The sequence below is a fragment of the Peribacillus folii genome (genome assembly GCF_030271255.1).
Lineage (GTDB): Bacteria > Bacillota > Bacilli > Bacillales > DSM-1321 > Peribacillus.
The window spans coordinates 18,243-37,999 of the sequence record NZ_JASJOM010000021.1; the positions used below are offsets into that span (position 1 = coordinate 18,243).

Below are 19,757 nucleotides of genomic sequence, written 5' to 3' on the forward strand. Positions count from 1 at the left end.
AGATTCTTCGCTTGGCATGATCAGCCAAAGAATAAATCGAGCAAATTGCTGCCTGCGGATGATTGCTTATTATAAAACTCCGAATAGCCGCACCGCTTGCAATACACAACCGTGAATTGATTATTCTGGACATCGAACATCTTTGACAATCCTGTTCCAGTCATGGCCACGTCCTTCTTGGCAGCATCTTGGCTGCCGCATTTCATGCATCCTTTTTCATTCATGATTTCATCCCCCAACTAATGATTACGAAACTCCAGGATCCTTCCTGGCAAAACCTAGATACCTTGTTCCTTGGAAGGTTAACGTGCCGCTATCCCCTTCTGCAAGCATCCCAAACTCCTCGCCTGAAAGACGGAATTCGAACCGATCTCCTCCCTCAAATTCAAAGGTACTGAAATAGGCCGCGGAGCTGCTTTGTTGATCGTTCGCATGAACATGTCCCCACACCTTTGTCCGCTTGCTTTTCACGATGGCAGGAACCATCAAACGAGGCGAAACCTTGTTTTTCTTCCATTGATGAGCCCCGTTGAATAATTGAAAGATCATGATGATAAAAAGGATAACGAACATGATTCCAATAAACCCTGGAGCAACCGAGAACATCCAGGACTCACTCCCGCCAAAATCGTCCATGGAAAACCTCCCCCTTTCCAGATGTTAACATATACGAATCACCTGGAAAAAAGTTTCAGCAGGCACATATCAAGATGTGAAAAGAAAAAGAGAACTGCGAGTTTGGCGTTTTACTCGCGAATTTGGCGATTTCCTCAAAGTTTGGGAGCTTTTACTCGCGAATTTGCCTCTTTTACTCGCCAATTGGCGCTTTCCTCCATATTTGGGCGCGTTCTCGTCTGTTTCAGGCTTTTTTTCGTTTGTATTTTGCAATGTACTCGTAATTTCCGGTCTTTCCTCCATGTTTGGCCGCTTTTACTCGCGAATTTGGCCGCTTTTCTCGCCAATTTAGCTCTTTTTCACGCCAATTTAGCTCTTTTTCTCGCGAATTGGCGCTTTCTTCAAAGTTTGGGAGCTTTTCTCGCGAGTTTGGCTGCTTTTCTCGCCAATTTAGCTATTTTACTCGCCAATTTGGTGCTTTTACTCGCGAGTTTGCCTCTTTTACTCGCGAATTTGGCGCTTTTCTCAAAGTTTGGGAGCTTTTCTCGCGAGTTTGGCGCTTTTACTCGCCAATTTGGCTGCTTTTCTCGCCAATTTAGCTATTTTACTCGCCAATTTGGTGCTTTTACTCGCGAGTTTGCCGCTTTTTCTCGCCAATTGGCGCTTTCCTCCATGTTTGGGCGCGTTCTCGTCTATTTCGAGCTTTTTATCTCTTGTATTTTGCAACGTACTCGTAATTTCCGGTCTTTCCTCCATGTTTGGGAGCTTTTTCTCGCCAATTTAGCGCTTATACTCGCCAATTTAGCTATTTTACTCGCGAGTTTGCCTCTTTTACTCGCCAATTGGCGCTTTCCTCCATGTTTGGGCGCGTTCTCGTCTGCTTCAGGCTTTTTTTCTCTTGTATTTTGCAGTGTACTCGTAATTTCTGGCCTTTCCTCCATGTTTGGGCGCTTTTACTCGCTAAATTGGCTGCTTTTCTCGCCAATTTGGCACTCTTACTCGCGAGTTGGAGCTTGCTCAATACTTTGGCTCCTTTTCTCGCAAGTTTGGTACCCCTACTATAAATCTTTCTTCCGAAAATATGGTTCTAGTGCGGTTAGGCGCGGCAGTTCGATGCCAAGTTTTCTCGCCTCGGCCAGAATATCTCTTGGGAAGAGGGCGAACGATTCTTGGGAGATATAGGCGGTATTTTCCATCCGTTCCATGATTGCGCCTGCGAGCGTGCCACCGGTAATCACTTTATATACGCCATACCCCATCAGCCCAGCAGGCAGGCGCAGCATGAGGGTTGTGCCCAAGCTAGGCTTGCGTCCTTTCGCCCGGATCAGCGGAAGCATCTCGCGCATTAACAGTACAGCTGGTTTAACGTGTTTTGGCGACTGATACATCTTTTGATAGCTTCCCATCTTCAATGCTTGCGCGGCCATGCCGGCATTCATGATGAAATGCTGCAAATACCAGACGTACATGTCTTTTTGCAAGGATACGGAAAAGCCGGCCTGTTGGAGCAGGTTGACGACTTTTTTGTGCCTTTTCCCAGAGGCAGCGGTAGCGGCCGATTCCAAGTAAATCGATTTCATAAATCCGGCTTCCAATTTATTTTTGCCTCTAAAGCCTCCGCCTCCACCTGGAAAGCCCCACAATATCTGCTCTTTTGGCAGCCGCGCGGCTACAGTCTCTTGATCATCCCACACATTATTGAAAATTAGAATTGTGGCCTTCCCCGCCCATTCGCTTACCACTTTAGCCGCTTCCTCGAACTGCTCGTGGTTAACGCTGAGAAAAATGAGGTCATAGTCGTGATCCGCGCTGATTTCCTCACGCATGGTGATGAACCATCTCTCCCGGACCGGGTCGCCCTTTCTGTTTTTTCGGCCGTCCAACATATCCAAATCAACATAGGGCCCGTATTGAGCCGTCCTTCCCGGCCGCACATAAAATTCGACCTCGTTTCCCGCTTTTTCAAGTGCCCAGCCGTACTGTGTCGCCATAACGCCTCTGCCAAACATTAAAATTTTCATCCTGTTTTCCCCCTTGAAAGTTTTTAAATTTTATTAACTATATTTAAAAACTAATGTACAGAAATCTTGGCAGTTTGTCAAAAGTTTTTAAATATCATGCAATACGTTTAAAAACCATTCGTTTTATGTCATAATACTTGTATCAACGAATAAGAGGGAATGTCATGAACAAATATGAAATCCGAACGCAGAAAAAGAAAGACGCCATCATCCAGGCGGCTCTGGACCTATTCCGGGACAAGGGATACACCAACGTCAGCATCAATGAAATCGCCTCCCATTCAGGCGTATCCTCCGTGTCCATTTATAACTATTTTGGCAATAAGGAAGGGGTAATTAAGGAGTGCGCACGAATTCTGATGCAGGAAGCAACACAGATGGTGAACGATCTGCTTCTAGAAAACATTAGCTTCAAAGAAAAACTGCTGCGGGCAGTTTCCATTTGTGCCGAGAAGCCTCACCAGCTCCTCGAAGAATACTTCTCACAGGAAGCGCTGCTCGATGCAGTTTTTGTGGATTTATTTAAAGAAAGCGTGGGTGAGATCCGGAGTGACATCCTGCAAGTATTTATCGAATCCGGGAAACAGGAAGGCGCAATCGATGCGTCCATTTCTACGGAAACGGTCATGGAGTTTCTTGATGCCGTCGCGGGCATGCAGGCAAGCTGGGAAACGACAGCGGAGTATCAAATAAAAACGGCGGAGATGGGGAAGCTCATCCTTTACGGTTTGATAGGACGTTAAAATTCATGAAAAAAAGAGGCAACGATTCGTTTTGCCTCTTAGAAGGTTGCGTCGTATTCCCGAGGATAAATTGGCACTCCACCGCCTTTTTACTAGCGAGTAAACTTTTTTTAACACATTTTCAAACTTCCATTTTTTTAATTTATAACCATGTTTTTATTCATTGTTCATCATGCGGATGGGTCCCATCAAATAGCCTATTCCAATCAATAGAAAGCCAAATAACATAATAAATACCTAAAGATAAACGATCATCTGAACATGAAATGGCCGGTTATGAAGCTCATAATCTAAATAAAAATTGCCCTGAGTTCTCCTTATTCAAATTTAAACGAACCTGATGTGCCCATTCAAAAAGGGCTCCCCTACAACCATCTCATCCGTTCACCGGATTTCATGATGATGTCGATTTGGTTCAGCTGTCCGCTTATCGGGCCAACCTTTCTCCCTGATAGATCAATTTCCATTTCTATTTTCAGCCGTGTCCGCTCTTTTCCCCTTAAGATGACCTTGTAGGGGGAGGCGGTGTTCATGAGTGATACCAATTGGGAGTCTTGTTCGTCGTATTTGCCGACTAGCTGGATTCTGAATTGGACGTCCTTCCTGTCGTAATTCTCAAAAGGAAGCTCACATACGCCATGCAGGGTTGTTTTGTCTTCCATATAAAAACGGCAGGTACTGGATTCGCGATCATAGGAAACGGCATAAATGTCCGAGGCAAAATGCTTCTGATACGTATTCGCCAGGAAGTGCGGCGCAAACCAGGCTATGATGACGGCGAGGATGAAAAATCGGCCAGGATGCACGCCCGCTGCTTGGACGAGGAAAAACAGACTGGCCAGCAATAAAATGACTGCCAATATCCCTACATATTGAATTCCATCTTCCGACTCGATCGGTATGCCTAAATCGAATGCAATCGCAGCACCGTATGGAACTTGGTGCGGGAAAGGGAAATTCAATATGAATGACAGCACAAAAAGGATGAGTGCGATATACAGATGTTTTCTTTTTTTAATCAAGTGAACCACTTCTTTCTCTTCATGAAAATTCATCCCACCCCATTAGGAAACGAATTCCTTTCGTAAAATAATTCTGAACATTCACTTTGGCCCATTGCTTCCCTAAACTATCTTGTCCCTATATATACGATTCCAACTGGTTTAAGTTTCACTTTAAGCCAAATTATGTATGATTAGGAGCTTTAGCCTTGTTGCAAGTAAATGGTAAAATATAAAAGTGAAGATACATGATAGGAGGTTGATGGTGAAATGAAATGGTCCGGGAATACGGTCTTGATTACGGGAGGGGCTTCGGGCATTGGCCTTGCCTTTGCCGAGCGCTTCCTGCAAGCGGGGAACGACGTGATCATCGTCGGGCGCAGGGCGGATAGGCTGAAGCAAGCGAAGGATGAGCATCCTGCCCTCCATACAAGAGTTTGTGATATTTCAATCGAAGCTGAGCGGATCGCCCTTTTTGAATGGGCCTCAAGCACGTTTCCTGAGCTGAATGTGCTGGTGAACAATGCAGGCATTCAACAGCAGGTGAACCTGCTGGATGCCAAGGAGGATTGGGGGCATTACCAAAAGGAAATTTCGATCAATGTGGAAGGACCCATGCATGTAACGACCCTTTTCCTGCCGCATTTGCTGAAAAAGACAACGGCTGCCTTGATTAATGTCTCCTCCGGTTTAGCTTTGACACCTGGGACGTGGGTCCCTATTTATAGTGCAACCAAAGCTGAGATTCACTCATTTACCGTTTCCTTGAGGCTGCAGCTGGAGTATACCCATGTAAATGTGATCGAGGTTTTACCGCCGGCAGTCAATACTGATCTAGGCGGTGTTGGCCTTCATACCTTCGGCGCTCCCTTGAATGACTTTGCCGATGCTGTCTTTACCGAATTGCGCAGCGGCAAGGAGGAAATTGGGTATGGCGGCTCTGAAACACGCCTTCGTGCCACCAGGGATGAGCTTGACGAAGGGACCCGGCTAGCTTGGGAGGGCTTTAAAAGGAACAATCCCGATTTTCTAAGAAAATGATCGGCGGAATATCCTGTGAGGGGCTGCATCACTGCCCCTCCGGTATGTTCATAGTAAGCTCGCAAACTAAAAAGGCTGCTGCTGCAGCCTTTATCTCGAAATCAATATTCTTTATTTCGAGGGATATTCTTCATTGATGGCTCCTCGCTTTTCTTCCAAACGATTAAAATATGGGAAAGGAGGTATGGTCATTCACAGCCAAAGTCGACGTTCCTCCAACATTCGTTCCGCTGAACTGAACATCGATCGCGTTGTAGAAGGCATTGACGGTATCGGCGACATCCCATACGGCAAAGATGACATGATATCCCGTCCGCTGCGGCACGACGACTTGATGGCTCACTTTATTGGAAGGTCTCGCCCCATTATCATTTTTTTCATAGAATGGCACCAATTCCAATTGATCTCTTGTGAGCGGTTTATTCGGATCCCAATTTTGCTTCGTGATATAGTAATGCCATTTCGCTGTCGAATGCATGGCCGTTAAATTCCAGGTGAAGGTTTGGGGACCGCTTTGAATGGCATTTTTGCTCCAGCGTGTTGCGGTTTGTTCATCAAGAACACCGCCGAATAAGCCGCCTGCCGATGCCAGCTTGCCATCAGGGATGCTCGCACCCGGAAATCCTTTGTGGCCTTCCAGGCTTTGCGGTTCATACATGATCGATCCACAATTCTTATTCACCTGCTCTTTGCAAAGCAACGATCGTGATTTTGGTGACTCGACATACCCATGTGCAGAAGCGAAATCATTTGCCCCTACAATCGATAACCCCAGAACTAACGAACTGCTGAAAAGAAAGCGCTTTAAACCTTTTGAACATTTCATCCTCCCACAACTCCTTCATCATTTTCCTGCAGCATATGCAGGATACAAACATTATAATGTTTACAGATTCATTTTTTAAGGGGAATTTGTCCTATTCTTACAAATAATTACAAATATTTATTTTTTATAAAAAAACCGGAATCCCCCATGGATTCCGGTCACCTCTGCCAGTTTAGTTCGTAATGTCTTTTTTCTGGAAGAAGAAGAATGTCAGCGCTAAAAAGATAAGGTAATAGATGCTGAGTACACCGATTGAAAATCCGAGTGTAGCACCATCGAACATTTCCATCGTTCCCGAAATATACCCTCTTAAATCAAGGTGCGGGAATAAGATGAATTTTAACCACTCATATTTACCGATGAATGATTGAATGACCATATTTAACGTTGAAGAAGCAAATAAGATGAAGATCGATATCCCGACTGCAAGTGCTTGGTTCTTGAATAATGTGCTTAACATGAAGGCAATGGTCGTGATGACCAAGAAGCCCGGTATCCAGTAAACGATCATATCGAAGAAATAGGAGCCGACCACCACTGTACTGAAGCTTCCGAATGCTGCCGGGTCGAGCATCTTATCTGAATAAGATCCATTGCCAAAGAATATGATTCCGATCAGATAACTGAAAATGATTAAGCTCACAAGCAGTAACGCTGCGAATAAGAGGGAAGTGATATATTTGGAAAGAAGGATCTTCCAGCGTTTATAAGGTCTGATCAGCAGTTGTTTAATGGTGCCATCCGAAAATTCAGAGGAAACCATCGAGCTGCAAACGATCACGGCGAATAAGGTTATGAATGATGTCAGCGATACAGTCCACTCTGCCATATAGGTCCAGTTGGTGCTTAAGTTAGGATTGATATCATCAGCCAAAAGCTGCTTATTGAGGTCGATCTCGTCCATGATCGCGGCCTTTTCATCCTCACTGATATCTTTGGCTTCCAATGCTTTTTGCTGTTCCTGTATATCCGCTTTCACTTCCTGCTTCCAATCCTTGCCCGATTCATCCGGACTCAGTTTCATGTCGATGAATGCAGTCCCTATGGCTGCCACTAATAGAAACGCGATAAATATATAAGTCGATCCTTTTGAAAAGATTTTCATCCATTCATTTTTCACTAAGGATATCATACAGACTCCCTCATTTCCTGCTCGGTAATTTCAAAGAATTTATCTTCCAATGATTTTCTTGTGATGCCAATTTCATAAACATCCAGTTCGTTATCATTGAATCGCTTATTGATTTGGGCCGTTTGTTCACGTGTAGCGGAAACGGAAATGGTATTCAACGCAGATTTAAGAATCGGGATTTCCGCAAACTGTTCCTGAAGAACCTTGTTGGCCAGTGCCCCGTCATTGACGGTAAAGGAAACTTCATGGATCGTTTCCGTTTTTTCATCGATCATATGCTCTTTCGTATGTATCAATTTCCCTTTTTCGATGACGGCAAAGCTATCACACATCAATTGCATTTCCGATAGCAAATGCGAGGATATCAATATCCCGACGCCCTCACTTGCCAGTACCTTCAAATAATCGCGAAACTCGCGAATCCCTTGCGGATCCAAGCCATTCGTCGGTTCATCAAAGATCAATAACGAAGGTTTATGCAGGATGGCCTGTGCCACGCCAAGGCGCTGCCGCATTCCCAATGAGTAGGTTTTGACCTTCTTATCGATCGCATGATCCAATTTCACAAGCTTGATGACCTCTTCTATTCGCTCATTCGATATGTCATTCGGAGACATGCGAGCATAATGAAGGATATTCTTCCTGCCGGTCATGTACTTATAAAATTCGGGGTTTTCAACGATGGCCCCCAATTGATTCATCGCACCCTCGAAGTCTTTATCAAGATCGCTGCCATTGATCATCACGGAACCGCCGGTACGATTGATCAGACCAGTGATCATCCGGATGATCGTCGTTTTTCCAGCTCCGTTCGGACCAAGCAAGCCGAAGATCTCATTGCTTTTTATCTCGAAGCTAACATTGTCCACAATGGTCGCATTGCCAATTTTTTTGGTTAAGGATTGGACCTTAAGAACTGCATCAGACATATAGTACCTTCCTTTTTACGTATTTTCCAAAATCACACAATTTCAACATTACCATATTATCCATATCATGACTATATTGATATTCTTCCATTAACATCTCCTCTGATCCGTCTCCTTTTCATACGTTTTTGCTAGAATTAAGTTTCATTTTTCTGGTAAAAGGTAATGTACGGTAAGCCTTTCGCTGGGAGACTGCAGACGTACCTGGTAATAGAACGCCGCTCGCAGAAGAAGCGAAACGAAAAAACCGAAGACTTGTCATATCTTCGGCGTCGGGTATTGGCGATGAATTAGCCAACCATCGAAATCATTGCTCAATCTCTCTTATGACATCTGCGAGGCTTTTTTCCAGCATGGATTGAAGGCGTAAGGAATGATGTTCAAACGCTAATGCCTCCGTCACCGGATTAGGCACGATTACGCATTTCACACCAGCCTTCAAGGCCGCCTGGAGTCCATTCAATGAATCTTCAAAGGCGACGGCCTCAGCCGGAGCGACATCGAGCACTTCCATTGCCTTTACATACAAATCAGGTGCTGGTTTAACATGGGCTACATCATCGCCCGTGATGATGGCCTCAAAATAGTGCAGCAGCCCAAGCTTCTCCAAATAAAGGGTGACCCACTCTTTGGATGAACTTGACGCAAGGGCAATTTTGTAGCCTGATTTCCTTGCTTCCTCTAAATACTCTTTTACTCCTTCACGTGCCTCGGGAGTCTTCATCTTTCCTTCATGCAGGCTTTTTGCCTTCGTTTCAATTTCATTAATATTGTATCTCTCACCTAACTGCGATTGGAAATACGCATTAAGTTCCGTATTATCGGTGCCGATGCAGGTAACAAATTGCTCGAGGGGCAAGTCGGTTTCATAAAAACCCATCGTTTCTTTATACGCTTCATACCAAGCCGTTTCCGTGTCTACAATCAAACCGTCAAAGTCAAAAATAACCGCTTTAATCATTTTCTTTCCCTCCCTTGGACTGCTTGAGGACAAAGCTATCCTTATTCCACTCAACCTGTTCATTAAGGATTCTAGGATATCGTTTCCTTCTTGTAAAATCAAATGCACCATCCATGGATACTAAGGATATCGTAGCCCTATTTCCGCCTCATTTCTTTTCGTCACCGTTACATGTTTTAACATTTCCTTAGTGCCTTCGCGGTGTTTTTCCCTGCCTGCGCTATAAAAGGGGAAGCGGGCACGAATCGTTTAACTGCAGGAAACTACGAGGAGGATAAACATGAAGAGATTGATAGTAATGATTTTAACGGCTTCTGTATTCATTCTAGGGGTTTGCTTGCCAACTGAAGGCGAGGCCGCAGTCGGGAACCGCACCCTTTCATCCGGGATGAGTAATAATGATGTAAAGGAGCTCCAGGAATTATTAATGACAAAAGGGGTTTTCCCTTATCATGAAGAAACAGGATATTACGGGCCGATCACAAAAGCATCGGTTAAGAAGTTTCAGGCAAAGTCGGGATTGAAGGCCGATGGGATAGCAGGAACGCAAACGAATAAAAAAATACAGGTGTTGCGCAGCGGGGATATGGGACGACCTGTAGCCAAGCTGCAAAGGTTGTTAAAATCATGGGCTGTTTACACAGGAACGATTGATGGCATCTATGGCAAAGGTACAAAGCAAGCCGTGCTGGCTTTTCAAAAACAACAAGGTTTAGCGGCAGATGGCATAGCCGGTGCACGGACCTTCAGTACATTACAAACGAAGGCGAGTGCAGCAGAATCACCCGTTAAGGAGCTGACGGTTGCCAGTACAGCTTATACGGCTAGCTGTTCAGGATGCTCAGGCACCACCAGAATGGGCGTCGACCTGAAAACGTATGATGATGCCAAACTTATAGCCGTCGACCCGAACGTGATTCCGTTAGGCTCCATCGTCGAAGTCGAAGGCTATGGACGAGCCATTGCCGCAGATACGGGCGGTGCGATCAAAGGAAACAGAATCGATGTATTCATCGCAAAGGAAAATGATGCGTTAACATGGGGAAGAAAGCAAGTGAAGGTCAAGATCATTAAATGATTTAAGCCGGTACATAACCGAAAGAGCAAGCATGGTCCTCCATGCCTGCTCTTTTTTTCCGATCACGACGATTCTCACACCAACTTATACATCAGGATGTCATCGAGATAGTCATGATCATTCAGCTTATACTCCCTGATTTTACGCCCTTCTTCCACAAACCCCATCTTTTTGTATAAGGAGATCGCCCGATGATTGGTGGAGAACACGCCCAAACTCACCTTTTCAATGAGCGGGTTCGCTTCTGCCCAGTCCAATAGTGCACCAAGCAGCTTCTTTCCGATTCCCATCTCCCGGTACTTGTTGCTGATCATCAATCCGAATGAGCCCTTGTGGGAAAGCCTCTTCCGTTTTTCCGTTTGAAAGGCTATCCAGCCAATGACCTCCCCCTTCATCTCGGCGACAATGATCGTTTCCCTGTCATTTTCCAATAGCTGTTCTATCCAGTCCCTTTGCTGCTGCTCCGTTTTATTGAATTCGTCAGATACGGCAATGAAATACTCGCCTTCAGAAATAACGGCATGCTGTATGGCCAAAACCGCCTCTGCATCTTTCCATTCACCAGTCCTGATCATACATGAGAGCGTCTCAGACATCCTTCTTCCCTCCCCCGCGGAAATCATCTGTGAAAACCTTAATAAATCCCCATCCGGATCTTGCACTAAAATCTCTTTGACCATCACATCTCTATATAGCTTTATTCCTCGGCCTTTCAAAGCAGCTGCCCTTCCTTCAACATCTTCCACTTCAATGTGAAAGTTGACTCCTCTGCCTAGCGGATGCATCAACTCCGCTGTATTCCAGCTCCCGTTAATTTCTTCGAACAACATCTGCGCTTCGCCTAAGGAACGAAAGGCGGATTTATCTTCAACACGTTCATATGCCAAATCAAATTGCAAAATACCAAGATAAAATTTCTTCGATTCATCCAAATTCGATACTGATCATTCCGGTATTAGTGCCGTGTACCTCATGTTTGCTTAATCCCCGTATCAACGTAATGCCACGTCCAAATCGATGTGAACGATCGGGCGATTTTCGATGATTCTTTTTTCAATGGTTCGAACCGCTTCGTTCCATTGCCGATCTTCCTTCTTCCAATCATATTTTTTATAAAAAAAATTATATAACGTAAGATCCCTTACCTTCAAAAACAAAGGAATCGCCTCGTAATCTTCACGTGATAGTTCATTTTCCGCCTCATATCCCCTTATGAATTCCTTCATGAATGTAGCGGCATATCCATTAAGGTTTGCCACGCCCTCGCGTTCCAAGCTCCATATCAAATAATATAAAGGGATGGCCAAGTCGCTGGCGAACCAGTGATTGGAACAGTCATCAAAGTCAAAGACGTAGATCTTCCCTTCATGATAATGGAAATTCCCCTGATGAATATCGGAATGAATCAAGCCGAAGTTATCCCGGTGAACGGGCAGGTCCTTCAGCTTCCTGATGATTGCTTCCTGCTGGCGCAACACTTGTTCCGGAGCATCCGCTTGATAGTATGCAGCATCCAATAATTCCTCTTCATGCCAATCCATCCTTCGATAATGGCCGGGTATGTAGTCTTTTGTTATTTGATGCTGCTGGCCTATCGTTTTCCCCCAGACATAAAATAAGTCTCCCTTATGATTTCCATCCGATAGCTTCACTCTTGCACCCGGCGCTTTTTCAAACAGGCAGCAATGAAACTCCGATCCATCCAGCCCCTTTACCACCTCAACCAGGTTCTGATTCCTTGAATGGAGGACCCTCGGAACCGCACACCCCTTATCCTGTAAATACTCCATCCACTTTAGCTCGGCCAGCACTTGATCTTTTGCCCGATGTGATTGATGGGTCAACCTCAGGATGTATGGTGTCCCGTCGCGATAAACTTCAAATACATAGTTCTCCGCATCGCCCAGTTTAACCGGTTTCCCTGCATCCACTTGAAAAAAACGGCCGGCCAACTCCACCATGTCCGGCGTGAAAATCCGTTCTATCGATGCTTCCAAATCCTTCACTCCCTTGTATGATCCGTGAAAAAAAGTCTTATCTTGCTTATACGATATCCCGGTGGCTTTTCCCTTTATTTTCCTGGTGTTTTTTTCAAAGTCGACACAAGGACACACGGATACAAATGTGTACAAATTAAGAATTTTGATTGTTTCATAGGAAAAACTTCGGGAGTCGTTGTGCTTCGAGATGCACAGTCATGCTATCATCAAGTCATAACAATATTTTAGTATGTAAGGAGAATATAGATGACAACGACTGCGATAATCATAACCATCATTCTTAGTGTCATTAAGCTCTTGGCGTCCTGCCTTCCAACCAGTACGGTGAATTGGATCCTAAAGAAATTCGAACTTCATTTTGAACTCAGCCACGCCAATACAAGCTTAACCATCCAGGGGAAACGCTTGGAGGGGGAAGACAAACAGCAGGTTATAGAGCATTATAACGAGGCAAAATTCTTAAAGAAGCAACATATATTCCCGGGTAATGAACGATTGTTTTTACAGCGGGAAGATGGGGGGACGCCATTGATCGTTGATACGAAACAAGGGAAAAAAGATATAAGGCTGCATGTATTCATATACAATGACCACATCGATGTAGTTAAACAATATAAGAAGAAATTAGCTGCCTATACCTTGTCCTCCGATAACCTTCAGGAACGATCCATGCAGCTCAGCAGCGAATTAGCGTAAAAAATAATAAAAAAGCTCCCGTTTGAAATAAGCTGCATTTCAAAATGGGAGCTTTTTCATTCCAATCGGCAGCTGATTCAACTAGTTAAGCCACCCCATTTCTTTCGGAACGATCGGAGGGAAATCATATATGGCAAAAACTCAAGTTTGGTGATGATTTTCCAAGGCATAACCCCTGCGCTACCCTATAAAAAATTTTCCTCGGCTAACTCTTTACACTCTTTACAGCCCACCATCTAAAAGAGGCTGCTTGGGATTTGAGTAGCCGGTCATTGATAGTACCGCTTGTGCCCAAAGTTTTGGAGGGCATGGAATGGGGGCGTTGCATTGCACTGCATCCCTTATCCAGAGGCGGTCCGTGAGCGAGTGTCGCACCTTCCGTTCCACTCCCCTCAGGTTAACCAATATAAACCTCGGCCCTTTCTTTGCTGGCGAATTCAATTTGTTCATTATCTAAATCTAAACCAGGCGAATGCCCATTTTCCATTTTTATTACGATGGAGGATTTATCTTGCAAATGATTGTCTTCCTCTAAATGACTGATCACGGCTGCCTGATTTTTTAATGGCGGATAATGGGTCCAGTAGTTCCGTTACATCAAAGGAATTCAATCGATTGTGCCAAAGCGCCACTTGGTCACAGACGTATACCGCTCTCCCTTATCCACAAGCGTCGCAGGGAACTGAGGATGATGGATGGCATCCGGGATACCTTGGGTTTCGAGGCACAGCCCCAAATATTTTCCCGATTGCTTTCCGCGCATGTAAAAATCATCTTCCAGTTGATTGCCAGTGTAAAGGATCACCGCGGGCTGATTGGTTTCGATGGTCAGTCTGCGGCCGCTTTCGTCATCTTCCAAAACGATGGCGGCAAAATTGCTCTCCCGCAGCAGAAAAGGATGATCATATCCGTTTCCAGCCAAGAGGTTTTGCGGATGTTGTGATATGATCCCTTCATCGATAACACGTCCCTTGCGGAAATCGAAGACAGTCCCCTCCACATCCACAGCCTGGCCAGTTGGCATCAAGCTTTCATCAAGCTCCAGGAATTGATCGCTGTTTACTGTCAGCCGATGTGATTTGATCGTGTTTTTCAGGTCACCGCTCAAATTAAAATAGGTGTGATTCGTCAGATTCAGAATGGTCCTCCGGTCACTTTCCCCTTCATACGTAAGAATGATTTCATTACCGTTTGTAATGGTGTAAATCACCTTCAGGTCAACCTCGCCGGGGTAGCCCTCCTCCAAATGGCCGCTTGAACGGCTATAACGAATGCTTATGGAGTCGGCCGCTTCGCTGACGGATACGTCCCAAACCACTTTATCAAACCCCTTGATGCCGCCATGGAGATGATTACCTAGATTGTTTCGGGCAAGTCTGTACGTCACGCCATCTATAGGAAGGCTGCCATCTTTAATCCGGCCCGCATGCCGTCCGATCACTGAGCCAAAATAGGGCGAATGCTCCCGATATTCGGCAACAGAATCAAAACCAAGTACGACATTTTCCTTTTTTCCATATCGGTCGGGAACGAAAATGCTCGTGATCGTGCAGCCATAATTGAGGCATGTCACCTCCATCCCCGCATCATTGATCACCTTATACTCCATGATTCGCTTTCCATCCAATTCCCCTAAAAAAGCTTGAAATATCTTCATTTTGATTCTCCTCCATCCTATAGGCCCAGACAAAAACGGCGGAAAGCCCGTTGCCCCTGCAAATCCCTTTTGAATACTCCGGCATCCTCCAATGTCCTGAGGAATTTAACACCCAATTCTTTTCGCAGAATGCCTTGAACGGTTTCTTCAGAAATGCTTGCCTCGTAGCGGGCCTTCAGTTCGTCAGCCCATGCCGAATGATATCCTTGCATGTTTTTCGTTCCGCCCAGCAAATGGGCCTCGATCTCCTCCAGCTCCGCTTTCAGCCTTGCCGGAAGCACGGCCAGACCCATCACTTCAATCAAGCCGATGTTTTCTTTCTTTATATGGTGCACATCACGGTGGGGGTGAAAGATACCATCTGGGTGCTCATCATTTGTCCGATTATTCCTCAGCACAAGATCCAGCTCGAAATGATTGGCCTTCCGGCGTGCAACGGGCGTGATCGTATTATGCGGCGTCCCATCCGAATATGCGATTATTGCCACCTCTGCATCCGAGTATAGCCTCCACTTCTCGAGGATGTTGGCAGCCGCATCGATCAGCTCTTCCTTCTTTTCACTTCTTAAACGAATGACTGACATCGGCCACTTCAAGGTATGTGCTGTCACTTTCGGGAATCCGTCCATGGTGAAGCCGAATTCTTCCGCTGCGTTTTCCATGGCAAATTCATATCGCCCGCCTTGGTAATGATCATGGTTTAATATCGACCCACCCACAATCGGGAGATCCGCATTCGAGCCGATGAAATAATGCGGAAACTTCTCCACGAATTCCAAAAGCCTGGAAAAGGTTCCTTTGGTTATTCTCATATCGCGATGCTCTTCGGAGAGAACAATGCAGTGCTCATTATAATAAACGTATGGAGAAAATTGAAAATGCCAGCGCTCATCCGTCAATTCAAGCCGGATCGTCCGATGATTCGAACGTGCCGGGTGACCGACCCTCCCGTTATACCCCTCATTCTCGACGCAGAGGAGGCAGCGGGGATAGGATATGTCCTGCTGTTTCTCTTTCTCCAACGCGATTTGCCTTGGATCCTTTTCCGGCTTTGAGAGGTTGATCGTGATATCGAGTGCGCCGTATTGGCTTTCCAGTTTGTAGGTGATGTTTTTCTGGATCTGTTTCATTTGGATATAATTGCTGTTCTGGCTTAATCGATAGAAATAGTCAGTCGCCGTTTTTGGATGTTGATGATACTTTTCATAAAAGGTTCCATTCACCTCCGACGGCCTTGGAATGAGGACATTCATGATTTTACTGGTGAGGATCTCTTTTTCCATGCCGTCAATGATGCCCTTATCGCTGGCATAAGCCGCCATTTCCTCAAGCAAATCAGGGATGGCTGCATCTCGCCGTTCCTCTGCTTCAAGCGGGAATTCATCCAACTGCAGGATGGCCATCACTTGATTGCGAGAATACATTTCATCCTCCTTCACCATCATCCTGAGCTGAACGGCCCGGTTCAGAAGTGTTTGAATAACCGTATAAATCTCCACATGAACACTCCTCTGTTTATTTAACTTTTTCTGTGAAAAAGGCAGGTTTCAAATTCGTTTCGTCCCATCCCCGATGCTTGCTACATAAAAGTCGGCTTCATAGCCGATTTTTTGCTTATACCGCTCACCGACCTCTTTGATGAAGCCATCCACCTCATCCGCATCGACCAACGCTATCGCACATCCGCCAAAACCGCCGCCGGTCATTCTGGCTCCCACGGTCCCAGGCTGTGCCCAGGCTGCTTCGACAATGGTGTCCATTTCAATCCCCGTGATTTCATAATCCTCGCGCATGGAGAGATGAGATTCATCCATGAGGCTTCCGAAGGTTTTCAAATCCCCTGCCTTCAGCGATTTCAAGGCTTTTTTTGTCCGGTTATTTTCAAACACCGCATGCTTCGCCCGCTTGATAAGCACTTCGTCTTCGATCAATGAAAGATTGGCTTCGAATTCCTCCTCCGTAAGATCGCCCAGGCTTTGAATATCCAGCTCCCTTTGCAAAAGCTGCAATGCCTGCTCACATTCCGAACGGCGCTGATTATACTTGGAGTCTGCCAGCTCCCTCCTTTTATTCGAATTGATGATGATAATTTCATGACCTTCGAGATCCAGGGGGGCGTACTCATATTCAAGTGTTTGGCAGTCCAGGAACATCCCGCAATTCACCTTGCCCATTCCGACAGCGAACTGATCCATGATCCCGCTGTTGACGCCAATGAATTCGTTCTCGACCCTTTGTCCAAGCTTGACGAGCTCGATGCGGTCAAGTCCAAGAGTGAAGACCTCATCCAGGATGACCCCCATCAGCATTTCAAGGGACGCGGATGAAGAAAGGCCGGCGCCATTCGGAAGATTGCCGGAGACATACAGATCAAATCCTGCTGGAAGTGGTCCCTGACATTCCTGTATATACCGAATCATCCCTTTTGGATAATTGGCCCAATTGTCCTCTGCCGCATATTCCAATGAATCAAGCGAGAATTCGATGATGCCCTTGCTTGGGAAATTTTTCGAGTAGACACGAACGCGGCGATCTTCCCTAAGCTTTACAGCGCCATAAGTACCGTATGTGAGTGCACAAGGCAGCACATATCCGCCGTTGTAATCGGTGTGCTCCCCGATAAGATTAATTCGGCCAGGCGAGAAGAAGGTTTGCACCCCTTGGCTTGCCTCGATTGAAAATATTTGCTGAAACTCCTTAATTAACGTGTTTTTGTCCATGGGCTCTCCTTTATATATCCTTGATATAATAAAGGCCAGTGCAAAGCGTTACATCCTCTGCCGCTGGCCCTTTTTTCGTTACGAGATCGTCTCCGAATGCCACCTATCATTGATTTCCTTTATCTTTTTCAAATCACACTTCGGTTTTCGATCATACGTCAGGATTCCGTTGATTTCTTGCTCTACATCCGTTAGCTGGGTATAACAATATCCGTGAAGAACACTGGATGCATGGACCGCTTCCATGATCCTCCGGTAGTCCGCTACGAATTCTTCCGCATTTGCCACCGATGTATATCCCCAACCGGCGTCTTCACCAGCCTTATAGCCGATACCGCCAAATTCGGTCAAAAGGATCGGTTCTCCCTGATGCGAGAAACCATCGGCATAAATTCTTCGCTTCGCCGGCATGGAGGCTAAGGCAGCCTCCTTCGTCGCCAGCTCAAGCTTGTATCTTTCGTATTTTCCACTTTCTTCCTTCGTTCCATGATTGTAATGATGGATGGCACAAATATCCGATTTCGTAAGCTCCCATCCGTCATTCGATATCACCAGCCTCGTTCCGTCCAAGGAATGAAGGAGATGGTACATCGCCAGCGAATGATGCTGCTGATTGGCATGATCCTTTACATGCGGGATTCCCCAGCTTTCGTTCAAGGGCACCCAAGCGACAATCGAGGGATGGTTATAATCTCTTGCTATCATTTCAATCCATTCCCTCGTTAAACGGGCAACCGAATCGTTATTGAAAGAAGCCGATGCCGCACACTCCCCCCAAACAAGATAGCCTAGCTTATCCGCCCAATATAAAAACCGGGGATCCTCTGTCTTTTGGTGCTTGCGGCACCCATTGAAGCCCATTTCCTTCGCCAATTCGATATCTTTTTTCAGGTCTTCATCCGTGGGAGCCGTAAGCAGACCATCCGCCCAATACCCTTGATCAAGGACGAGCTTCTGATAATAGGGCTTATTATTCAGATAAACCATGCCATTCTCCGTATGGACTTTTCTCATCCCGAAATAGGTATGTACGTCATCTAGTAACCTATCATTCTCATCATTCAGTTTTATCGCCACATCGAATAGATTTGGATTTTCCGGGGTCCAGTTCCAGCCATCATGGTGAAAGTTCGTTCTGAAGATTTTATGATTATGGAGGTTGAAGAGGCGGCTCGTATACCTTTCCATGATGCACAGCCTATCCTTGACGATCCGTTCCCCTTTAAAGTTGATCTCGACGTCCACATGCTTTCCGCTCCAGTCACCAGATAGCTCAAACTCCATTTGAATATTCCCATGATCGATATCCGGCGTCCATCTGAGATTCTCGACACGCACTGGTTCGACTGGCTCGATCCACACCGTCTGCCAAATGCCTGTCGTTCTCGTGTACCAGATCGAATCCGATTCTTCGAGCCAAAACTGCTTGCCGCGCGGAATCGTTTCATCTGTGGATGGATCCTCCGCCTTAACGACGACGGTTTCTTGCCCGCCCGTCAAAAATTCGGTTATGTCATAGGTAAAGTTCGTGTGCCCGCCTTCATGATAGCCGACAAACTGTCCATTTACATATACCCATGATCGATAATCCACCGCTCCAAAATGGAGAAGGATCCGTTTTCCCTTCCACCTTTCGGATAATTCAAAATGCCGCCTATACCAAACGATATCGTGAAGGCCAGTATCTTCAATGCCGCTCAGCTTCGTTTGATAAGCAAAGGGAACTTGGATTTCCTTATCAAATGCCGCGGAGCCCTGCGCATACCACTTTTGATTGGTGCCGATCTTCTGGTCATCAAAAGCAAAAGACCAGGCCCCATTTAAATTCAGCCAATCTTTGCGAACGAATTGAGGTCTTGGATATTCCTGGCGATATGTCATGGCATTCTCCCCCTAAAAATGATTGATTCATATAAATAAACGTCCATTCCAATTATTGAAAGCGCCTACAATCCTATTCTATATAATCAGTAAAATAACGTCAATAATTTTACTAAAATTTTTATCAACCCTTATTTTCTTTTGCTATGAAAAAACCATGGAAGGATTCCATGGTTTTAGCGGTTTTACTAGGACCGTTACATTTCACTGCAGGCACTCGCCTATCCAAAGGCGTTCGCCAAGCCAGCCATATTAGAATGTAAAAATCCGGATTTGGCGAAAGCACTTAAACTCGCGAGTAATAGTCCGAATTTGGCGAGTAAATAGTCCGAATTTGGCGAGTAAATAGTCCGAATTGGCGAGTAAAGTACCCCATCTCGCGAGTAAAGTGCATGAATTGGCGAGTAAAACTGCCAATCTCGCGAGTAAACGGACATATTTAGCGAGTAAAGTGCA

At 45.6% G+C, this 19,757-nt stretch carries 20 protein-coding genes and 1 pseudogene; 4 read left to right on the plus strand and 17 right to left on the minus strand.

Translation table 11 applies throughout. The annotated features are described in order from the left end of the window. Positions 1-20: 20 nt before the first annotated feature. The 5 genes from QNI08_RS21745 to QNI08_RS21765 form a co-directional block, all read right to left on the minus strand. The gene (locus QNI08_RS21745; RefSeq protein ID WP_285769443.1) at positions 21-224 is read right to left on the minus strand and encodes a zinc ribbon domain-containing protein; all 204 of its coding nucleotides are present in this window, start codon (positions 222-224) and stop codon (positions 21-23) included. Between the two features lie 22 nt (positions 225-246). Beyond that, a complete protein-coding gene (locus QNI08_RS21750; RefSeq protein WP_285769444.1) occupies positions 247-636 on the minus strand; it encodes a DUF2500 domain-containing protein in 390 nt (129 codons plus the stop codon). Between the two features lie 504 nt (positions 637-1,140). Continuing rightward, positions 1,141-1,371: a hypothetical protein gene (locus QNI08_RS21755; RefSeq protein WP_285769445.1), complete on the minus strand. Its 231-nt coding sequence runs from the start codon at positions 1,369-1,371 to the stop codon at positions 1,141-1,143. 49 nt (positions 1,372-1,420) lie between these two features. Then, a complete protein-coding gene (locus tag QNI08_RS21760) occupies positions 1,421-1,636 on the minus strand; it encodes a hypothetical protein (protein WP_285769446.1) in 216 nt (71 codons plus the stop codon). 37 nt (positions 1,637-1,673) lie between these two features. Further along, positions 1,674-2,636: a ketopantoate reductase family protein gene (locus tag QNI08_RS21765; protein WP_352231233.1), complete on the minus strand. Its 963-nt coding sequence runs from the start codon at positions 2,634-2,636 to the stop codon at positions 1,674-1,676. Positions 2,637-2,800: 164 nt separating this feature from the next. Here QNI08_RS21765 and QNI08_RS21770 point away from each other — a divergent pair, with 164 nt between their 5' ends. Further along, on the plus strand, positions 2,801-3,379 hold the full coding sequence (locus QNI08_RS21770) for a TetR/AcrR family transcriptional regulator (RefSeq protein WP_285769447.1): 579 nt from the start codon (positions 2,801-2,803) through the stop codon (positions 3,377-3,379). A gap of 365 nt (positions 3,380-3,744) precedes the next feature. On the opposite strand, the gene QNI08_RS21775 is transcribed toward QNI08_RS21770, so the two are convergent. After that, positions 3,745-4,434, minus strand: a complete 690-nt coding sequence (locus QNI08_RS21775; RefSeq protein ID WP_285769448.1) for a hypothetical protein — start codon at positions 4,432-4,434, stop codon at positions 3,745-3,747. Between the two features lie 216 nt (positions 4,435-4,650). On the opposite strand from QNI08_RS21775, the gene QNI08_RS21780 reads away from it, so the two are divergent. Further along, positions 4,651-5,421 carry an SDR family oxidoreductase gene (locus QNI08_RS21780; protein ID WP_285769449.1) on the plus strand — a complete coding sequence of 257 codons (771 nt, stop codon included), beginning with the start codon at positions 4,651-4,653 and terminating at the stop codon, positions 5,419-5,421. Positions 5,422-5,584: 163 nt separating this feature from the next. Here the strand turns inward: QNI08_RS21780 and QNI08_RS21785 are convergent, their stop codons facing one another. From QNI08_RS21785 to QNI08_RS21800, 4 genes are all read right to left on the minus strand, one after another. Beyond that, on the minus strand, positions 5,585-6,247 hold the full coding sequence (locus tag QNI08_RS21785; protein ID WP_285769450.1) for a lytic polysaccharide monooxygenase: 663 nt from the start codon (positions 6,245-6,247) through the stop codon (positions 5,585-5,587). Positions 6,248-6,419: 172 nt separating this feature from the next. Beyond that, entirely contained in the window at positions 6,420-7,379 is a 960-nt protein-coding gene (locus QNI08_RS21790; RefSeq protein ID WP_285769451.1) for an ABC transporter permease, read from the minus strand. Beyond that, positions 7,376-8,308, minus strand: a complete 933-nt coding sequence (locus QNI08_RS21795; RefSeq protein ID WP_285769452.1) for an ABC transporter ATP-binding protein — start codon at positions 8,306-8,308, stop codon at positions 7,376-7,378. The genes QNI08_RS21790 and QNI08_RS21795 overlap by 4 nt, the downstream gene beginning before the upstream one ends. Before the next feature lie 307 nt (positions 8,309-8,615). After that, positions 8,616-9,269 carry an HAD family hydrolase gene (locus QNI08_RS21800; RefSeq protein WP_285769453.1) on the minus strand — a complete coding sequence of 218 codons (654 nt, stop codon included), beginning with the start codon at positions 9,267-9,269 and terminating at the stop codon, positions 8,616-8,618. 280 nt (positions 9,270-9,549) lie between these two features. Here QNI08_RS21800 and QNI08_RS21805 point away from each other — a divergent pair, with 280 nt between their 5' ends. Next, complete coding sequence (locus tag QNI08_RS21805) at positions 9,550-10,347, plus strand: peptidoglycan-binding protein (RefSeq protein ID WP_285769454.1); 798 nt, start codon at positions 9,550-9,552, stop codon at positions 10,345-10,347. 74 nt (positions 10,348-10,421) lie between these two features. Here QNI08_RS21805 and QNI08_RS21810 read toward each other — a convergent pair whose 3' ends face one another. Together QNI08_RS21810 and QNI08_RS21815 are read right to left on the minus strand one after the other, a co-directional pair. After that, entirely contained in the window at positions 10,422-10,943 is a 522-nt protein-coding gene (locus QNI08_RS21810; RefSeq protein ID WP_285769464.1) for a GNAT family N-acetyltransferase, read from the minus strand. A gap of 396 nt (positions 10,944-11,339) precedes the next feature. Then, positions 11,340-12,344 carry a phosphotransferase enzyme family protein gene (locus QNI08_RS21815; protein WP_285769455.1) on the minus strand — a complete coding sequence of 335 codons (1,005 nt, stop codon included), beginning with the start codon at positions 12,342-12,344 and terminating at the stop codon, positions 11,340-11,342. Between the two features lie 249 nt (positions 12,345-12,593). Here QNI08_RS21815 and QNI08_RS21820 point away from each other — a divergent pair, with 249 nt between their 5' ends. Beyond that, the gene (locus QNI08_RS21820) at positions 12,594-13,043 is read left to right on the plus strand and encodes a YfmQ family protein (protein ID WP_285769456.1); all 450 of its coding nucleotides are present in this window, start codon (positions 12,594-12,596) and stop codon (positions 13,041-13,043) included. Positions 13,044-13,440: 397 nt separating this feature from the next. On the opposite strand, the pseudogene QNI08_RS21825 reads toward QNI08_RS21820, so the two are convergent. The 5 genes and pseudogenes from QNI08_RS21825 to QNI08_RS21845 all read right to left on the minus strand — a co-directional run. Beyond that, a pseudogene (locus QNI08_RS21825) lies at positions 13,441-13,596 on the minus strand (DUF4279 domain-containing protein); the annotation flags it as partial. A 54-nt stretch (positions 13,597-13,650) separates the two neighbouring features. Further along, positions 13,651-14,700 (minus strand): aldose epimerase family protein, encoded by a 1,050-nt coding sequence (locus QNI08_RS21830; protein WP_285769457.1) that lies wholly within the window; start codon positions 14,698-14,700, stop codon positions 13,651-13,653. 17 nt (positions 14,701-14,717) lie between these two features. Further along, on the minus strand, positions 14,718-16,199 hold the full coding sequence (galT, locus tag QNI08_RS21835; protein WP_285769458.1) for a UDP-glucose--hexose-1-phosphate uridylyltransferase: 1,482 nt from the start codon (positions 16,197-16,199) through the stop codon (positions 14,718-14,720). 48 nt (positions 16,200-16,247) lie between these two features. Further along, on the minus strand, positions 16,248-17,420 hold the full coding sequence (locus tag QNI08_RS21840) for a galactokinase (RefSeq protein ID WP_285769459.1): 1,173 nt from the start codon (positions 17,418-17,420) through the stop codon (positions 16,248-16,250). A gap of 78 nt (positions 17,421-17,498) precedes the next feature. Further along, positions 17,499-19,301, minus strand: coding sequence for a glycoside hydrolase family 2 protein (locus QNI08_RS21845; protein ID WP_285769460.1), 1,803 nt, complete (start codon positions 19,299-19,301; stop codon positions 17,499-17,501). Positions 19,302-19,757 lie beyond the last annotated feature (456 nt).